Origin of the sequence: Candidatus Amarolinea dominans (genome assembly GCA_016719785.1) — a bacterium.
Taxonomy (GTDB): Bacteria; Chloroflexota; Anaerolineae; order SSC4; family Amarolineaceae; genus Amarolinea; species Amarolinea dominans.
In genome coordinates this window covers 154148-174248 of sequence record JADJYJ010000006.1, presented here as the reverse complement: position 1 = coordinate 174248, position 20101 = coordinate 154148, and the positions used below count along the sequence as shown (strand labels likewise).

Below are 20101 nucleotides of genomic sequence, written 5' to 3'. Positions count from 1 at the left end.
TGTGGTGGCTGAATCCGTAAAATTTGCGGAGGGCGAATTCACGGCCTCAACCACCAGAACCTGGCAAAACGGGTTCCCACCAACGCAACCCGCTTGAGCGGGTTTGACATATCAGACACCGAATTCATTCGGTGGGCTTTCGGTGGGGCTTTCGGCAACGGCGAAACCGGCCTGATCTCTTGATCGGGCCGGTTTCGTTTGCCGTGCTGCTAAAGTAGGCCCAATTACTTTTCTCGGTCATCAGGCGTCGCACCGCCAATTCTCCATTGGACTAATCTGTAAACCATGTTATAATCACAAATTAGTTCGATTTGCCCAGGTCATTACTCCACCGTCGCATCTTCCTCGAAACCGTAAGGCAATTGAAAGGTTAGACCCTGTACGTGCGCGGTCATTATGACTATAATGAATAGTACCCCGGTCATGTGGAGGGTTGTACAAGGGGATGAGACGGCGTCCGTCCCTTGCGAACACAGCCTTTTCACGAAAATGCCGGTTCGACCAGGATGCCTGGCGCATCGAAAACTGTAAGCAAACCGCCTATTGGCTGGATTTTACGGCCTCGGCTCCCCATAGCTTCTATCACCCTCACTGTTCCCACGGAGCCTCGGTAGCGCACTAGATTATGCAGGACGTCAAAGGAGTTCGAAATGAAGAAGAATAGAAGCAAGATGACTTGGTTGAGCGTTGTAATGACAATTACATTACTCATGTCGGCGTCGCTGGCAGGGCTTAACCCTAGTGCAGTCCAGGCCGCGCCCGCAGTCCCAGTCGCTCAGTCGGCCGAATCGCCTTCGGCCGGTGAGACATGCACAACGCTGCAGCCCAGTTCTGTCACTGGGGTAGACGCGTATATCAAGCAAGAGAAGCAGGACGAGCGCCGCGGCGGCGATTCGGAAATGCGAATCAAGACCGAAAACGGCAAGCTGACGCGGGCGCTCCTGCGCTTCGATCTGTCCAGCATCACACCCACGGCCATCATCAACAGCGCAACCTTGTCGTTGTACGTCAAGGGCGCCAGCGGTGGCAGCGTGACGATCAATGCACACCGGGTCACGGCCTCGTGGACTGAATCCGAAGTGACCTGGAAAGCGCGTGACAAGGCGGCCAACAGTCTGTGGACAACCCTGGGCGGCGATTACGATGCTGCGGTCGCGGCCTCCACCGCGGTGGATGACACGAAGAGCGTCTGGCGTTCCTGGAACATCACCAGCCTGGCGAGCGGATGGTTGGCGTCGCCCGCGACCAACCTGGGCGTGATCCTGGAGTCGCCGGTGACCAACCCCAAGACCGAGAAGATCTTCAAGAGCAGCGATGACGGCACCGCCACCCAGCGTCCCAAGCTGGTCGTTTGCTTCACCGCAGGGGTTACGGTCTCTCCGAACAACAGCGGCGAGGGCGTGGCCGGACAAACCAAGACCTATGCGCATATCGTGCGCGTGGGCAACCTGACCACCGTGGTCAACCTGGGCGCCTCTTCAGCGCAGGGCTGGGTCACGCGCATCTACAAAGATGTCAACGGCAACGGCGTCAAGGATCCTGAGGATACCATCATCAGCCAGACGCCTTCCATCGGCCCCAATGTGGATTATCCCATCCTGGTGCAGGTAGATGTGCCGAACGTCGTCGCGTTGGGCATCACCGATGTGACCACCATCACCGCGACCGCGCAGGCCACCGGCGCCACTGCGACCGCCACCGACAGCACCCGCGTCGGCCAACTGCTGGTTGTACAGCCGGACTTCACCCGCTACGCGGTGGCTGGTTCGGTCAATTTCTATGGCCACACCATCACGAACAACGGCGGCTCGCAGGACTGCGTCAATGTGACCAAGTCCTCCTCCCAGGGATGGACCGTGCTGCTGTGGGAAGACACCAATCAGAACGGCGTCCATGAGACCAACAACCCCAATGAGCCGGCGCTGACCAACCCGGTCTGTATTGCCGCGGGCGCAACCTACTACCTGGTGGCTGAGATCCGTGTCCCGGCCGGCGCGACAGAGAACACCGTGGATCAAACGATCATCACCGCGACGTCAGGCAACGAGCCGAGCAAATCGGACAGCGTAGCCGACACCACCACGGTCTTCGACAACACGCCGCCGGTCATTGATGGCCGCTACGACGATATTTACAGGAATTCGCCCGATGCCACCGAGCTCTGTTACAACAACCCCGAGGGCACGCTGTTCGGCAAGCTGGCAACCTTCTACCAGGCATCCGGCGATTCGGTCTACATGGTCCTGGCTATTGACAAGGACTTCGTGGATAACACCTACGGCACGAATGCCGTCAACTGGCCTAGCGGTCATTCCTTCAGCAACCTGACCGGTTCCGATCACGCCCAGTTCTGGGGCTATGACAGCAACGGCGCCAAGGTGCTCGACTTCGACCTGGACTACATCTCGGCCAAGAGCGGCACGCCATCGGGCTACGGCTCGCTCGGCGTGGCCGGCGGCGACGGTGGTATGAACACCGGCAGCGCAGCCAACATCCAGGCCTGGGGCACGTCGTTCGAGTATACGATGAACAACCTGGGCTACTGCAGCGGCGGCAACTGCGCCATCCTGGGCACCGACCTGGAAGTCAACTCGCCAGCCAGCGATGAGTTCTACACGCCGAATCCCACCTATCCCGACTGGATTTACGATGTGATCTACGAGATCAAGGTCTCGAAGACCGCCTTCGGCGCCGCTGGCTTTGGCGCCATCGAAGTGCCTTACATTCACGCCTCGCCGAGCAAACTGGGCACCAACACGATTTACGCGGAGCCGGGCATCTGCCCCGGCGAGATCGGCGACACGGTCTGGTACGACGCCAATCACGACGGCGTGCAGCAGGCAGGCGAAGCCGGCATTGACGGTGTGCAGGTCAAGCTCTACCGCGACAACGGCGACGGCTTGTTCACGCCGGCCACCGATACCGTCATCGGCACGCAGACCACGCGCTCCGGCGGCAAGTACATCTTCCAGAACCTGGCGCCGGCCGATTACTTCGTAGATGTGATTGACGCCACCGTGCCCAACGGCTATGTCATCACCACGCACAACGACCCCACGCCGATGATCAGCCTGGGAGACAGCGAAAGTTACCTGGAAGCCGATTTCGGCTACACCACGCCCTTCGGCGACCTGCAGATCAGCAAGACGCTGACCAGCGCCGACCCTGCGTACCTGGGCCAGCAGATTGATTTCACCATTCGGATCACCAACACCGGCACGACCATCATCAACAAGCTGCCGCTGAGCGACTGGTATGACACCGGTGTGCTCGATTTCGTGAGCGCCACGCCGGCCACGGATAACAACGTGGACGATGGCGCCCTGAACTGGAGCGACCTCACGGTCAGCTTCGGGCATGACCTCAGCCCCGGCCAATCGTTCCAGATCGTGGTTCACTTCCTGGCAATGCAGGCCACCAGCATGAGCGCGCCGATGAGCGCGCCCGAGGCGCTGGGAACCACCGCCGCCAATGGCCCACAGTCGGATCCCCTGGTGGACGGTTTGCTCGACAGCAGCTACAGCTACACGTCTCACATCATGACGAGCGACAGCTCCTCCGGCGGAAACCTGTATTCCTACGCCGGCTCCACCATGTGCTACTGGTCCTTCGTCATGGACCGTAAGTTCAACAGCAACGTCTATGCCGACAGTGGTCTGGACAACGCCTACATGCTGCAGGACGGCTGGAGCACCGGACACGACTTCAGCAAGCTGCTCGGCAGCGATCAGGCCGCGTTCAAGATCACCTACACCGGCGGCAGCTACAGCTCGGTGGACCTCGATTTGCTCTACGGCAGCACCGGCAATTGGACCTCGGGCCAGACCGGGCATGACAACAGCCCCAACCCCGGCACTGCGCCAGTCCACGACGCCATGACGTCGCTGCACTGGAACCTTGAAAACTCCAACTGGACCGGCAGCGCCTGGGGCGGTCAGCTCAAGCATTCGCCGCCCTTCAACTACAACGCCACTTCCGGCAACTACTGGGAGTGGAACCTGATCTATGAGTTCTCGGTGCCCAAGAGCGCGATGAACGGCGCCTGCGGCGCCATCACCCTGGTTTCGGCGCACAACTCGCCCAGCAAGGATTCGAGCAACCTGGCCACCATTGGCGATCGCGTCTGGCACGATCTGGATGGCGACGGCGTACAGGATGCCAACGAACCGGGCCTGCCTGGCGTCACCGTCAATCTGTACCAGGGCGCAACCCTGGTGCGCACCACCATCACCGAACCGGGCACTACCGGCTACTATCTGTTCAACAACCTCGCGGCCGGCACTTACACGGTCAACGTGGATGAGACCACGCTGCCGGCCGGTTTCGTCTTGACCACCAACAACGAGCCGCTGACGGTGGTTCTGGCAAGCGGCCAGGATTACCTGACCGCGGACTTCGGTTACTGGCAGGCCGGCACCGCCAGCATTGGCGATCGTGTCTTCTACGATCTGAACGGCGATGGCCTGCCGGACAACGACAGCGACCCCGGCATCAACGGCGTGACGGTCAAGCTGTATCAAGGCGCGTGCCCGGCCTCGGGTTCGCCGAAGAAGACCCTGGTGACCAGCGGCAACGGCGATTACGACTTCACCCAACTGCTGGCCGGCACCTACTGCGTGGATGTGGATCAGACCACCGTGCCCGCGGGTTGGAACCTGACGACGGCCAACGAACCGCTGACGGTGGTGCTGGCGACCAGCCAGGATTACAACAACGCGGACTTCGGCTATCGCACGCAGTGTACTGACGCCACGCCGAACCTGGCGATCGCCAGCGGCGTGATTGATGACACCAACACCACCCTGCCCAATCAGCAGGCAAAGGCCTGCGCGGCCATCCTGCCCGCCCTGGGCGCCATCGGCGACTTCGTCTGGTACGACAGCGATCAGGATGGCATCGAGGATGTGGGCGAGCCGGGTATCCCGAACGTCACCGTGGCGCTCTATCGGGACACCGATGGCAGCGGCACGCTGACCGCCGGTGATACCCTGGTGACGACCACCACGACCGACGCGGACGGCGGCTACATCTTCAAGGGACTGCCCACCGCCACCTACTTCGTGGATGTGACCGATACGAACAATGTGCTGACCGGACTGACGCACATCGTCGCCAATCAGAGCAAGCCCGATCCGACCGCGGCCATTGTGCTCGGCACCGGCCAGGTCTACAAGGATGCGGACTTCGGCTATGTGCAGCAGCCTACCAGCGGCAAGGCCATCATCGGCGACACCGTTTGGTACGACGACAACGGCGATGGCATCCAGCAGCCGAATGAGCCGGGTATCCCGGGCATCCAGGTCTGCGCGACGCCGGTTGGCGGCGGCGCGGCCATCTGCGACACCACCGATGGCAACGGCCATTACCTGGTGCAGGTGCCGGCCGGCTCCTACAGCGTGGCGCCGACCAACCCGCCTGCCGGTCTGACAGTGACCACCCTGGTGCCGCATCCGGTGACGGTCGCGGTCGGCGATCAGTACCTCGATGCTGACTTCGGCTACAACGACAGCCCGACGCAGCCGCAGTTGGGCACGATCGGCAACCTGGTCTTCCGCGACGTGAACAAGGATGGCGTCTGCAACAGCGGCGACAGCCCGCTGGCCGGCGTCAGCGTGGACTTGATCCGCGACAGCAACGCCAACAACACCTGGAACCCGGGCGAGCCGATCATCGCCACGACCACGACGACCGCGGGGACTACCTGCACCGCAGGCAACTACCAGTTCGGCGGCTTGCCCGCAGGCCGTTACCTGGTGCATGTCAGCGACACCAACGCAGTCCTGGTGGACTACACCAAGTCGCCGCTGGGCGCTGCGGGTGTGGACAACAACAACCAGGCCGATCCGTACGCGATCAACCTGCCCACAGCGGGCAGTAATCAGACCGCGGACTTCGGCTACTACCCGCTCGATCGCACCAACATCGGCGTCATCGGCAACCAGGTCTGGATCGAATACGACAGCAACGGCATCTTCAACCCGTTGGTCACCGATGTCGGCCAGGCCGGCGTGACCGTGGAGCTGCTGCAGAACAATGTGGTGATTGCCACCACGACGACCGGCGCCGGCGGCGATTACGCCTTCGTCAGCCTGCCTGCCGGGAACTACCAGGTGCGGGTCAGCGACACCTTCAAGGTGCTCAAGGATTACGTGCTGACGGTGCTCGGCCCCAATCCGGGCCAGGACAACAACCATCAGGCGCAGCCGTATGCGGTCAGCCTGGCGCAGGGCGGCTTCAACCTGACGGCCGACTTCGGCTACACCAAGTACGGTGCGATTGGCGACTTCGTCTGGTATGACACCGACAAGGACGGCATCGAGGATGTGGGCGAGCCGGGCATCCCGAACGTCACCGTGGCGCTCTATCGGGACACCGATGGTAACGGCGTGCTGAGCGGCGGCGACACCCTGGTGACAACCACCACCACCGATGCGGACGGCGGCTACATCTTCAAGAACCTGGTGCCCGGCGCCTACTTCGTGGACGTGACCGACACCTACAACGTGCTGGCCGGGCTGACGCACATCGTCGCCAACCAGAGCCAGCCCGACCCGACCAACGTGATCAACCTGGGCATGGGCCAGGTTTACAAGGATGCGGACTTCGGCTATGTGCAGCAGCCGGGCAGCGGCAAGGCCATCATCGGCGACACCGTCTGGTACGACGACAACAGCGACGGTATCCAGCAGCCGGGCGAGCCGGGTATCCCGAACATCCAGGTCTGCGCGACGCCAACGGCGGCGGCGCTTCCATCTGCGACACCACCGACAGCAACGGTCATTACCTGATCGAAGTGCCGGCCGGTTCCTACAGTGTGGCGCCGATCAACCCGCCGGCGAACTACACCGTGACCACGCCGGTCCCGCACCTGCTGACCGTGCAGATTGGCGAGCAGTACCTGGACGCCGACTTCGGTTATGACGACAAGAATGGCCCGCTACTGGGCACTATTGGCGACCTGGTCTTCCTGGACGCCAACAAGGACGGCGTCTGCAACAGCGGCGACAGCGCCCTCTCCGGCGTCAGCGTGGATCTGATCCGCGACAGCAACGCGAACAACGCCTGGGACGCGGGCGAGCCGATCATCGCCACGGTCACCACGGTGGGCGGCACGGCCTGCAGCGCGGGCAACTACCTGTTCAGCGGCGTCCCGGGCGGCCGCTACCTGGTGCATGTCAGCGACACCAATGCGGTGCTGTTCGACTACACCAAGTCGCCGCTGGGCGCGGCCGGAGTGAACAACAACAACCAGGCTGACCCCTACGCCATCAACCTGGCGCCAGGCGGCAGCAACACAACGGCCGACTTCGGCTACTATCCGCTCGATCGCAGCAACATCGGCGTCATCGGCAACCAGGTCTGGGCCGAAGAGGACTACAACGGCCTGTTCGACGCCAACGGCAGCGATGTCGGCCAGGCGGGCGTGACGGTGCAGTTGCTCAAGAACAGCGCGGTCATCGCCACGACGACGACCGGCGCCAGCGGCGACTACGCCTTCGTCAGTCTGCCCGGCGGCGCCTACCAGGTGCGCGTCAGCGACAGCTTCGGCGTGCTGGCCGGCTACGTGGTGACGCTAATCGGGCCGAATCCGGGCCAGGACAACAACAACCAGGCGCAGGCCTACCAGGTGGTGCTGCCGCAGGGCGGCTACAACCTGACGGCCGACTTTGGCTACATCAAGCTCGGCGCGATCGGCGACTTCGTCTGGTACGACAAGGATCACGACGGCATCGAGGATGTGGGCGAGCCGGGTATCCCGAACGTGACCGTCGCGCTCTACCGCGACGATGATAGCAACGGCACGCTCAGCGGCGGCGACACCCTGGTGGGTACCCTGACCACCGATGCGGATGGCGGCTACCTGTTCAACAACCTGCCGCCGGCCACCTACTTCGTGGATGTGACCGACGCCAACAATGTGCTGGCCGGGCTGACCCATGTCATCGCCAACCAGAGCCAGCCTGACCCGACAGGCGCGATCGTGCTGGGCGCCGGCGATGTCTACAAGGACGCGGACTTCGGCTACTACCAGACGCCGACGACGGGCAAGGCGATCATCGGCGACACCGTCTGGTACGACGACAATGGCGACGGCGTGCAGCAGCCGGGCGAGCCGGGCATCCCGAATGTGCAGGTCTGCGCGACCCCCATGGCCGGCGGCGCCGCGATCTGCGACACCACCGACAGCAACGGTCATTACCTGATCGAAGTGCCGGCCGGCTCCTACAGCGTGGCGCCGATCAACCCGCCCGCCGGGTACACGGCCACCACGCCGGTGCCGCACAGCCCGGTCGTGGTGCTGGCCGGCGATCAGTATCTGAAGGCCGACTTCGGCTACGACGATACCGGCAACAACCTGCTGGGCACGATCGGCAACCTGGTCTTCCTGGATGCCAACCAGGATGGCGTGTACAACGGCAGCGACACGCCGTTCGCGGGCGTCAGCGTGGACCTGATCCGCGACAGTAACAGCAACGGCGTGTGGAACGCGGGCGAGCCGATCATCGCGACCGTGACCACGGCCAGCAGCCTGGATGCCAACACCGGCAACTACCTGTTCAGCGGGTTGACCGCTGGACGCTACCTGGTGCATGTCAGTGACACCAACGGGGTGCTCTACGGCTACACCAAGTCGCCGTTGGGCGCGGCCGGGGTGAACAACAACAACCAGGCCGACCCCTACGCGGTGATCCTGCCGGTGGGCGGCGACAATCTCACTGCCGACTTCGGCTACCACCTGACCGACCGCCCGATGGGCGCCATCGGCAACCAGGTCTGGATCGAAAAGGATAACAATGGCTTGTTCGCGGTGGCGAGCGGCGATTACGGCCAGCACGGCGTGACGGTGCAACTGCGCCAGGGCGGCGTAGTGATTGCCACGACGACGACGGGCGCCAGCGGCGACTACGTCTTCGTCGGTCTGCAGGCGGGCAGCTACGAGGTGCGCGTCAGTGACGCCTTCGGTGTGCTCACCGGCTATGCGCCCACGGTGGTGGGTCCCAACCCCGGCCAGGACAACAACAACCAGGCTCAACCCTACGCAGTGAATCTGGCGCAGGGCCAGTTCAACCCGACCGCGGACTTTGGCTACGCCCCTGGCCCGACCGTGTTGAAGGACAGCACGATCGGCAACCTGGTGTGGGTGGACCGCAACGCGGACGGACTGTACCAGGGCGGTGAGCCGGGCATCGGCAATGTCACCGTGGAGCTGTGGTACGACGTCAACGGCAACTGCACTCGCGATCAGTTCGACTTCCTGGTGGACACCAAACTGACGAGCAGCAGCATCGCACTGGGCGGCAACTACCGCTTCAGCGGTGAGTTCCCGGCTGGCAACTACGTGGTGATCGTGACCGACGCCAACCAGGTGCTGAACACCTACACCAAGTCCAGCGGCCCCAATCCGGGTCAGGACAACAACAGCCAGGTCAACCCGTACTGCATCCAGAACTTCAACCCGACGGGTGTGGGCGACACCAACCTGACGGCTGACTTCGGCTACTGGCAGCCGGTGACGGTCGGTGACTTCACCTGGGTGGACACCAACGGCAACAATGTCTACGACCCGGGCCAGGAGCAGCCGTTGAGCGGCGTCGTGGTGCAGGTCAGGAACAGCAGCAACGTCGTGGTGGCCACGGTGACGACCGGCCCGGCCGGTGGTTTCCCGCCCGGCACCTACCTGGTGAGTGGACTGCCGCCCGGTCAGTACACCGCCACCGTGCTCCCGCAGCCGAACGGCTATCTGCCCTCCGGCCCGACCACGCTGACCAGCGTCGTATTGCTCAGCGGGCAGAGCGACCTGACGCTCGACTTCCCGTTCATCTCGCCGACGAGCGTCCTGGTGACCAACTTCACCGCGACGCAGCACAGCAGCGGGCAGGTGACCCTGGCCTGGACGACGCTGGCGGAAGGTGGCAACACCGGCTTCGACGTGTGGCGTGCGACCAGTGCGGATGGCGTCTATCAGCGGATGACCAGTGCGCCGGTTGCCAGCCAGGCGGTTGGCGGGAGCGGAGCCAGCTACGAATGGATAGACGAGTCGGCCGTCGCGGGCAAGGCCTACTTCTACCGCCTGGAGGCGCTGCCCTCCGGTCAGATGATCGGGCCGGTGTCGGCGCGGATGTGGGGTATGCAGCTCTTCGTGCCCTTCATGCGCCGCTAACCGTTCGACGCCTGGCAACTCCGTGCGCTGGTTGGAAAGCCAGCCAGCGCACGGAGCGGGCATGGCCTTGCGCCTGCCCGCGTGGGCGACCGCAAGGGTGCGCTAATCCTAAGACAGACGAGAAGGCTCAGGCAGCTTTCTCGTCTGTCTTTTCGTTATGGTTTCGTTATGAGACACCTGGCATTGTCATCTGTTCGTAAGGTGACTTGTTAGCCGGTTATGTTATAATGGAACCATAACCGCTCACTTGAAGTCTCCCGATCCCTTCTGTTGCGCACGAGTGGTCGCGGCATTACGAAGGAGAAATGAATATGTTGTACACCCTGATGAATATCTTGATTGTCAGCGCGCTGGCAATCATCGGGCAATCAGCGCCGGACCCTCGCATGCCTGCTACGGACACGAATACCTGTTACGCGCTCGCCGCAGCCGGCGGCAGCAATGGCAGCAGCCTGTTGACCCTTGTCTTCCCCTCGGACGGCAATCCGGCCAGCAACGAAACCAACATCGGCGCCGGCGCCGGCGTCTCACAAACGACAGCATTGGCCCGCCAGCCCGGGACCGGTCAACTGTGGGCTGTCAACGGTCAGAAGCTCGGCAAACTGGACGCCGCTTCTGGGGTCTATACTGCGCTCCAAAGAACCCTGGGCGAAGGCAACGGCTCCGCCGGGCGGCAGCAATTCGAGAACATCCAGGGCTTGAGTTTCGATCCGTTCTCCGGCGCGCTCTACGCCGTGGCCGTCGAACCCGCGGGCAGTCTCCTTTTCCAGATCGAACCCCAGTCCGGCGAATTCATCCATGATGCGTTCGGCCGGCATGCGGACTACATCGTCATTCAACTCCCGGCCGGACAACTCGTGACCGACATCACCCTCCACCCCGATGACGGGCAAATGATCGGCATCGCCGCTGAGACGAGCGGCGCCAGCTCTCTGATCAAAATCGAAACGACGACCGGCATGACGTCGGTCATTGGCAGCACCGGCCTTGACGCGCTCGAAGGCATCAGCTTCTCCACGACCGGCTCGCTCATGGCGGTCACCGCGGGCGGTTTGTTGGCCGACATCAGCCTGGAAACCGGCCTGGCCAGCAACCTGCGTGTGCTGGACAACGGCTCAGCCTACCGGGCGCTGGCGTGCCAGGGCGAACAGTCAAACGTGATCACCGGCATGGTCTTTCGAGACAGCAACCTGGACGGCATGTTCGATTCGGCCACAGAAGCGGGCATCCGTGATGTCACAGTGCGTCTCTTCCGTGACGTGGACAACAACGGCCTCCCGAACTACGGCGACATCCTTCTGGCCACGCAAGAATCTTCCTCGGGCGGGTCCTACACCTTCGTCATCGCCGGCATGGGGCAGTTCGTTCTGGATATTGATATTTCATCCATGCCCAAACACCACGCCCTGACCACCGATAACAAGGAACAGGCCAGTTTCGACGCCTTTGGACTGATTGACACCAGCAACAATTTTGGGCTGGCCAAACATGCGTACAAGGACCGCGATGTGTTGATCCGCTATCTGCCGGAAACCCCGGCTGTGGTCATTGACGATGTGGAAGCTCGCTACGACCTGCAGCTCACGCGTTACCTGGCGGACATCAATGTCTATCAGTATCGAACCGACGCCTGGGTTGTCGAGATTCTGGTGGAGACCCTGACGCTGGAACCCGCGGTCCTGTGGGCCGACCTCAACTACGTGGTGGGCGGCACCCTGCATCCGAACGACCCAGATTACAACACACCGGCGCTGGTGTACGCACCGCAGCAGATCTCGGCCGAGAGCGCCTGGGACGCAACCACCGGCGTCCTCAGCGTCGTGGTGGCCGTGGTAGACACCGGCGTCTCTTTCACTCACCCTGAGTTTGCACAAACCCACTTCGTACCCGGTTACGACTTCATCAACGGCGACAACGATCCCAGCGATGACAACGGGCATGGCACGCATGTCACCGGCATTCTGGCCGCAGCCATGAACAACGGCCAGGGCATGGCCGATCGCTTCCGGCGTCTCTGTCATGCCCGTCAAAGTGCTGAACGCTTCCAACAGCGGCACCTGGGCCGACATCGCCGCCGGCATCGTCTTTGCGGTGGACCAGGGCGCGGACATCATCAACCTCTCGCTGGGCGGGCCGATTGGCTCCGCGATCCTGGAAGACGCCATCGAGTACGCGGCGGCGCACGGCGTTCTGATGGTCACAGGCAGCGGCAACACCGGCACCAATGCGCCCTTCTACCCGGCCTACTATCCCCAAACCGTGGCCGTGGGCGCCACCACGCGCAGCGATGAGGTGTGGGGCTTGTCGAACTACGGCGATGCGGTGGACCTGACCGCGCCCGGCGTTGACATCTGGAGCACCCTCTGGACCACCACCAACCCCGGCGCTTACGACTACTTGAGCGGCACCTCGATGGCAGCGCCGCACGTCAGCGGACTGGCCGCCCTGATCCTGGCCGACCGGCCCAACTTCTCGGTTGCCGATGTGCGCCTGCTGCTGCAGCAAAGCGCCGATGTCCTGGCCATGCCGCAGCCCAATTCTTACTCCGGATGGGGACGCATCAACGCGGGGCGCGCCCTGGGCGCCGCGGGCAGTTGGGTCACGGTAACGCCGACGCCCACCGCGACCTCCACGCCGACGGCGACGCCGATTCCCACCGCGACCCCCACCATGACGCCTACCCCCACCCGCACCCAAACCCCCACGCCGACAGCGACGCCGACCGCCACCGTCACGTCTACCCCGACGCCCTATGTGCGCCGGACCAACAGCGGCGGCACCTTCTTCGTTGATTCGCAGGGCGCCATGTGGGCAGCCGACCAGGTGTGGGATGGGAACTGGGGCGCCACCGCCGGCACTTCCAAGACATCGACGCGCGCGGTGAGTAACACGGAGGATGACGCGCTTTACCAGAAACGCCGCGAAAGCCCTGGCGCTTACCGCTTCAACCTGCCCAACGGCGCCTACCAGGTGGGTCTCTATTTTGCCGAATTCGACGTAACCAAGTCAACGGACCGGGTCATGCGCATTACCATCGAGGGGGTCGTCGTCGAGAGCGGTCTGAGTATTTTCGGCCAGGTCGGGCGTTATGCAGCCCTGACCAAGAGTTACCAGGTGACTGTGAACGACGGTCAACTGAATATCCAGTTCGACCAAAATGGCGGTTCGAAGCCGCCGGTGGTTTCGGCCGTGATGATCAGCCAGACAGTGCCTCCCACCCCTACGCCCACCGCCACATCCACGCCTACCGCGACGCCCACCAACACCCCCTGTGTGACCTGCCCCACCGCGACGCCGACGCCGCTTGCCACTGCCACCCCCACCAGCGCGCCCTACACGCAGCGCGCCAACAACGGCGGCGCCGTCTTCACCGATGGGCAGGGCCAGGCATGGGCGGCCGACAAGGCCTTTGCCAGCGGGTCGTGGGGCTACACGGCCGGCACAGCCAAGTCAACCACCACCGCGGTCGCCGGCACCACGGATGACGCCCTGTACCAGAAGTGGCGCAGCGCACCAGGCGAGTACCGCTTCACAGCGCCCAATGGCGCCTACGAGATCACGCTGCGCTTTGCTGAGTTCGAGGCCACCCGCTCCTCCTCGCGCCTCAGTATCATCCTGCTGGCCGCAGCATGGCCGGCGCGAGCCGTCACGATGCAGGCTCAGCCCGAGGTCACATCTGGCTTCGTGGCCGATGAAATCATCGTGCGCTTTGCGCCAACCGACCAACAGACCCGCGCGACGCTGATGGCGCACTACGGGATGCAGACGATGCGCTACCTGGCCGGCCTCGATACCTATGTGCTCAGGACTCAACCCGGCGCAGTGATGCAGTTGGTGGACGAGTTAGGAGGCCGGACAGAGGTGATCTATGCGGAGCCGAACTACCTGGCGCAGGCGGCCCTGACGCCCACCGATCCCGACTACAGCCTGCCCGATCGCGTCTACGCCCCGCAGCTCATCGGCGCTGAGGCAGCCTGGGACATCACCACCGGCAGCGCAGAGGTGGTGATTGCCGTGGCCGATTCGGGCATCGCGCTCTCTCATCCCGAATTCAGCGGCCGCCTGCTGCCGGGCTACGACTTCGTCAACGAGGACAGCGATCCCAGCGACGATTCGGGTCACGGCACCCACGCGGCCGGCGTCATTGCCGCGGCCATGAGCAACGGCCAGGGCACGACTGGCCTGGCGCCCGGCGCCCTCATCCTGCCCGTCAAAGTTCTCAACGCCTCGAACCTGGCCGATTGGGCCGATGTGGCCGCCGGCATCGTCTTTGCCGCGGATCAGGGCGCCGACATCATCAATCTCTCGCTCGGCGGCTACGCCGGCTCCCAACTTCTGCTCGATGCGGTGCGCTACGCGGCCGGTCATGGGGTGACGCTCGTGGCCGCCGCGGGCAACCTGGGCCTCGAACTGCCCTACTACCCGGCCGCCTACGATGAAACGATTGCGGTGATGGCAACCACCCGGTCCGATGAGCGCTTCATCCTGTCGAATTATGGCGGTTTCGTGGACATCGGCGCGCCGGGCGTGGAGATCTGGAGCACGCTCTGGAGCGTCGGCACGCCGGGCGGCTATGGTTTTGCCAGCGGCACTTCCACCTCCGCGCCGCATGTCAGTGGGCTGGCTGGTCTGCTGCTGGCGCGGCGTCCCGATCTGCAGCCGGCTGCTGTGAGGGCCATCATCGAACAAACAGCCGTTGACCTGGGAGCGCCAGGCCGAGATCCGTTTTTCGGCGCCGGTCGCATCAATGCCAGCGCGGCCATGACCGCGGCCGTCAACTGGACGCCGCTGCCTGACACCCCAACGCCCGCGTCAACCTCGACACCCACGGTTACGCCAACGCCAACGACCGCCACCCTGACGCCAACGCCAACGATGACGCCCACGGCCACGGCCACGGCCACGCCATCAGCCACCGCCACGCCAACGCCCGCGCCCACCGCTGCCCCTGCGGTTTATCGAGTCAACTGCGGCGGCGCGGCCTACCAGGACAGCCAGGGCAACCTGTGGCGCGCGGACCAGGCCTGGAATGGAACCTGGGGCTATGACAGCGGCACAACCAAGCGTTCGTCCAAACAGGTTCATGGCACCGCAGATCAGCCGCTCTACCAGGCCTGGCGTGAAGCGCCCGGTCGGTATCGCTTCCAGCCTGCCCAACGGCGCTTATACTGTGGTGCTGCGCTTCGCTGAATTCAATGTGGCCAATGCCAGCGCGCGTGTCATGCGCATCGAAATGGAAGGAGCCACCGTGGAGGCGGCGCTGAGCATCTACGGCAGCGCCGGCCGCTATACCGCGCTCGACAAGGTGTACCAGGCCGTGGTCAATGACGGGGAGTTGAACATCCTGTTTGCCGCCAACGGCGGCAGCTATGACCCGATCATCAATGCCATCGAGGTCAGCTTTGCCGGCGCACGCTTCCCCACCCCAACACCAACGACCACGGCCCCGCCCTACGTTCAGCGCGTCAACAGCGGCGGCCCCAGTTTCACCGATGGGCAGGGCGTCGTGTGGCGGCCGATGCGCCGTATGTGGCCGGCGCCTGGGGCTACTTCAGCGGCGCGGCCAAATCCACCACCCTGGCTGTGGCCGGCACCCTGGACGACGCGCTCTACCAGCGGTGGCGCGACAATCCGGTGGAGTATCGTTTTACCGTGCCCAATGGCGCTTACAACGTGATCCTGCGTTTTGCCGAATTCGAGGCGACGCGAGCCTCCGACCGCCTGATGCAGATCACCATCGAAGGGGTGACGGTGGAGTCGGCGCTGAGCATCTACGGCCTGGTGGGGCGCGCCACGGCTCTTGATCGCGTTTACGCCGTGACCGTCAACGACGGAGCGCTCAACATTAGTTTTGTCAGGAATGGCGGCAGGAAGAACCCGGCCGTTGCGGCCATCGAGATTCGTTGAACAGAGAGCCTGTGCTTGCCCTCCGGGCAGACTCGTTATCAGCATTGTCACAGTCATTGGATATGATGAACCAGCATGAATGAGTGTTCATCCAGGAATAAGGGAAGGACCAGGGGGACCCACGATGAAAATAACTGTAAGAATAGGACATCTCTTGATCGTTGCGTTGATCGGCGCCTTGTTGGCCGTGCCGATCCTCTCAGTTGCGCTGGCGCACGACGGCCAGCAGGAAGTCATTATCCGCAGCGGAGACAGCGCGCAGCCGGCTACCAATGGCGAGATCAGCGGCGCAGTCTACTTCGACCGTAACGCGAACAGCGTGCGTGATCCGCAGGATCGCGGCATCGCCGGGGTGCTCATCGAACTGCGCGATCAGGCCACGGGCGGCCAGGTGGTTTACGCGACGATGATCACGTCGCCGGACGGCCTTTATCATTTTCCTGCGGTGGCTGACGGCGCCTACACCGTCACCGAAACCGACCTGGAAAACTACGTGAGCACCACGTCGAACACCCAGGTGGTCGAAGTGATCGGGGCAGCCGTCACGAATGTAGATTTCCTGGACGTGCTGCCGCGCGCGGTGGCGGGCACGATCTATGACGACGCCAATCACGACGGCGTGCGCGGCCTGACCGAGATGCGCATCCCTGATGCGCTGATCGAAGTCTTCGACGACCTGAACGTCAACGGCCTGGTGGACATCGGCGAACCGCTGCTGGGCAGCGATGGCAGCGACAACCAGGGCAACTACGCGATCGGCGGCATCATGCCGGGCCAGCGTGGTGCGTGCAGCCGCCGGGCGGCATTGGCGAGCCGGGGCAGACCGGTCTCGATCTGCTCAGCGGCGAAGTCGGCGGCTTTGGCGCACTGCTGGACCTGGCGCCGGGGCGCAACAGCGTGATTCCGCCCCAGGTCGAACAGACGCCCGTGGCGGCCGATGAGGTGATCGTGCGTTTCCGCGAAGGAATGAGCGCCGACGCCGTCGCGGCCATCCTGGCGGAACAACAGGCGCAGGTCGTGCGTGAAATCAAGCCATTGAACGCCCTGGTGCTGCGCAGCCAGCCAGGACAGGCGTTGGCTCTGATTCGCGCTGCGCCAGCGCGGATGTGCGCTACGCCGAGCCGAACGCCCTGGCGCAGATCGCCGTGGTGCCCACCGACCCCGACTACAGCGACATCAGCAAGGTCTACGCGCCGCAGATGATCAACGCTGAAACGGCCTGGAACTACACCACCGGCAGCGCCAGCGTGACTGTGGCCGTGCTCGACACCGGCATCTCCTTCACGCACCCGGAGTTCAGCGGGCAAACGGTGGCCGGCTACGACTTCGTACACAACGACAGCGACCCCAGCGACGACGAAGGGCATGGCACCCACGTATCGGGGATCGTGGCCGCGGCCATGAACAACGGACAGGGCAACACGGGCATTGCGCCGGGCGTCAAGATCATGCCGCTGAAGGTCATGGACTACACCGGCTACGGCAGTTGGGTGTGGGTGGCCGATGGCGTGATCTATGCCACCGATCATGGCGCGGATGTGATCAACATGTCGCTTGGTAGCGCCGGCACCTCCTACCTGATGACCGATGCCGTGGCCTATGCCGCAAGTCATGATGTGGTGATGGTAGCTGCCTCAGGCAACAGTGGCCTGAATCAGACGTACTATCCGGCCGGCTATCCCGCAGTCATTGCGGTGGGCGGCACCGACTACTACGATGTGTGGTGGACATTGTCCAACTACGGCACGTTCGTAGACGTGACCGCGCCGGGCGACACGGTGTGGAGCACCAACTGGACCGCCAGCAATCCCAATGCGTACCAGTACTTCAGCGGCACCTCACAGGCAGCGCCGCATGTCAGCGGCCTGGCCGCGTTGATCCTTTCGGCGCATCCGAGCTTTTCCGCGGCCGACGTGCGCGCCATCATCCAGCAAACCGCGGTGGACAAAGGCGCGGCCGGCTACGACATCTACTACGGCTTTGGCCGCATAGACGCCGGCGCCAGCTGGCCGCGGCCGCGAAGTTGGGCCCCCCTTCACCGCGACGCCCACCGCCACGCCAACGCCGCTCTTCACCAACACGCCGACCTCCACGCCGACGATCACGCCGACGCCGACAGCGACCAACACCCCCACCGCGACGCCGACGCCGACGCTGCCGGCCACCGCCACGCCCACCGGCACACCGACGCCCACGCCAACCCGCACGCCAACCGCAACCGCCACACCTCCGCCGTATGTGCAGCGGGTCAATGCGGGCAGCACGACCGCCTTCACCGATGGGCAGGGCCTGGTGTGGGCCGTTGACAAGGCCTTTGCTGTCAACTCCTGGGGCTACACCGGCGGCACGGCCATGTCGTCCACCAGATCGGTTGACAATACCACCGACGACGTGCTGTATCAGAAGTATCGCGAGTCGGCTGGCGAGTACAAGTTCACCGTGCCCAACGGCAACTACGAAGTGACCCTGCGCTTTGCTGAGTTTTCGGTGACATCGTCTACGTCGCGCGTCATACGACTTACCCTGGAAGGCGTCATCGTAGAGAGCGCCCTGAGCATCTACGGCACGGTGGGACGGTACGTGGCCCTGGATCGGGTCTATCAGGCGACGGTCAGCGACGGCATTCTCAACATCATGTTCATTCAGAACGGCGGCACCTACGCGCCGGTGGTTTCCGCTGTTGGCGTGCGCCAGGTGCCTCCGCCCACGCCGACCCCCACAGCCACCAACACCCCGACTGCCACCCCCACGAACACGCCTTGTGTGGCCTGCCCCACGGCAACGCCAACATCAACCCATACCCCGACCAGGACGCCCACGCCCACGGCCACACCGGTGCCGTATGCGCAGCGGGTCAACTCCGGGCGGCACCTCGGCTTTCACCGATGGCCAGGCCGTGGTGTGGGCCGTTGACAAGGCCTTTGCCACCAACTCCTGGGGCTACACCGGCGGCTCGGCCAAGTCGTCCACCAAATCGGTTGGCGGCACCACCGAAGACGCGCTGTATCAGAAATATCGCGAGGCGCCTGGCGAATACAAGTTCACCGTACCCAACGGCAACTACGAGGTGACCCTGCGCTTCTGCGAGTTTACCGCGACATCGGCCACGTCGCGCATCATGCGTATCACGATCGAAGGCGTCATCGTCGAAAATGCACTCAGCCTGTATTCCGCGGTAGGTCAGTACGTGGCCCTGAATCGAGTCTATCAGACCACCGTCAGCGACGGCATTCTCAATGTGGCCTTCAGCCAGAATGGCGGCAGCAATGTGCCGGTAGTTTCCGCGGTGGGCGTGCGCCAGGTGCCTCCACCCACGCCGACCCCCACGGCCACCAACACGCCGACCCATACACCGACTGCCACCCCGACGAACACACCGTGCGCGACCTGTCCTACGGCAACGCCAACGCCAACCCGCACGCCGACCGCGACGCCAACCAACACCCCAACGCCGTTGCCCTACACCACCCAGCGCGTCAACGCCGGCGGCACCGCGTACACTGACGGCAGCAGCCAGGTGTGGCCGGCCGATCAAGCCTACCTGACCAACGGCTGGGGCTATACCGGCGGCACAGCCAAATCGAGCACCACGGCCGTCGCCGGCACCACCGATGACCCGCTGTACCAGAAATGGCGCGACGCGCCCGGCGAGTACAAGTTCACCGTTCCCAGCGGCACGTACGAAGTGACGTTCAAGTTTGCTGACTTCGAGTCTTCCAAGTCAACGGATCGTGTGATGAAGATCACGCTGGAAACGACCATCGTCGAACCGAACATGAGCGTCTATGGTCAGGCCGGCAAGGCCGTGGCGCTCGACAAGGTGTACACGATCGCCGTGACCGATGGCGTACTCAATATCAGCTTCGTCAAGGTCAGTGGCACCAAGAATCCGATCGTTTCGGCCATTCAAGTGCGCAGAATCGGGTGAGGATTAAGCCCTGAACATTCGACGGCTGTCTTGACACAGCAGTCGTTGCCGGTCAGCCGTCGAATTGTCAGCGAATTGTAATCACGAGCGCGCCCCCGACCTCG

General features: G+C 63.5%; 10 protein-coding genes. All 10 read left to right on the top strand.

Going from position 1 to position 20101, the window contains the following annotated elements; all coding sequences use genetic code 11:
* The first annotated feature begins 692 nt into the window (after nucleotides 1-692).
* The 10 genes from IPM84_09325 to IPM84_09280 all read left to right on the top strand — a co-directional run bounded on the left by IPM84_09325 (nucleotide 693) and on the right by IPM84_09280 (nucleotide 19997).
* A complete protein-coding gene (locus IPM84_09325; protein MBK9092964.1) occupies nucleotides 693-6788 on the top strand; it encodes a DNRLRE domain-containing protein in 6096 nt (2031 codons plus the stop codon).
* Between the two features lie 5 nt (nucleotides 6789-6793).
* Nucleotides 6794-10162, top strand: coding sequence for a hypothetical protein (locus IPM84_09320; protein MBK9092963.1), 3369 nt, complete (start codon nucleotides 6794-6796; stop codon nucleotides 10160-10162).
* Between the two features lie 2019 nt (nucleotides 10163-12181).
* Nucleotides 12182-15352, top strand: coding sequence for a S8 family serine peptidase (locus IPM84_09315; protein ID MBK9092962.1), 3171 nt, complete (start codon nucleotides 12182-12184; stop codon nucleotides 15350-15352).
* On the top strand, nucleotides 15282-15839 hold the full coding sequence (locus IPM84_09310; GenBank protein MBK9092961.1) for a hypothetical protein: 558 nt from the start codon (nucleotides 15282-15284) through the stop codon (nucleotides 15837-15839). The genes IPM84_09315 and IPM84_09310 overlap by 71 nt, the downstream gene beginning before the upstream one ends.
* The gene (locus IPM84_09305; protein MBK9092960.1) at nucleotides 15815-16069 is read left to right on the top strand and encodes a hypothetical protein; all 255 of its coding nucleotides are present in this window, start codon (nucleotides 15815-15817) and stop codon (nucleotides 16067-16069) included. Before IPM84_09310 ends, IPM84_09305 begins: the two co-directional genes overlap by 25 nt.
* A gap of 154 nt (nucleotides 16070-16223) precedes the next feature.
* The gene (locus tag IPM84_09300) at nucleotides 16224-16970 is read left to right on the top strand and encodes a hypothetical protein (protein MBK9092959.1); all 747 of its coding nucleotides are present in this window, start codon (nucleotides 16224-16226) and stop codon (nucleotides 16968-16970) included.
* Nucleotides 16856-17272, top strand: a complete 417-nt coding sequence (locus tag IPM84_09295; protein ID MBK9092958.1) for a hypothetical protein — start codon at nucleotides 16856-16858, stop codon at nucleotides 17270-17272. The genes IPM84_09300 and IPM84_09295 overlap by 115 nt, the downstream gene beginning before the upstream one ends.
* Entirely contained in the window at nucleotides 17176-18375 is a 1200-nt protein-coding gene (locus IPM84_09290) for a peptidase S8 (GenBank protein ID MBK9092957.1), read from the top strand. Before IPM84_09295 ends, IPM84_09290 begins: the two co-directional genes overlap by 97 nt.
* Nucleotides 18308-18982 carry a hypothetical protein gene (locus IPM84_09285; GenBank protein MBK9092956.1) on the top strand — a complete coding sequence of 225 codons (675 nt, stop codon included), beginning with the start codon at nucleotides 18308-18310 and terminating at the stop codon, nucleotides 18980-18982. Before IPM84_09290 ends, IPM84_09285 begins: the two co-directional genes overlap by 68 nt.
* Complete coding sequence (locus tag IPM84_09280; GenBank protein ID MBK9092955.1) at nucleotides 18912-19997, top strand: hypothetical protein; 1086 nt, start codon at nucleotides 18912-18914, stop codon at nucleotides 19995-19997. The genes IPM84_09285 and IPM84_09280 overlap by 71 nt, the downstream gene beginning before the upstream one ends.
* Nucleotides 19998-20101 lie beyond the last annotated feature (104 nt).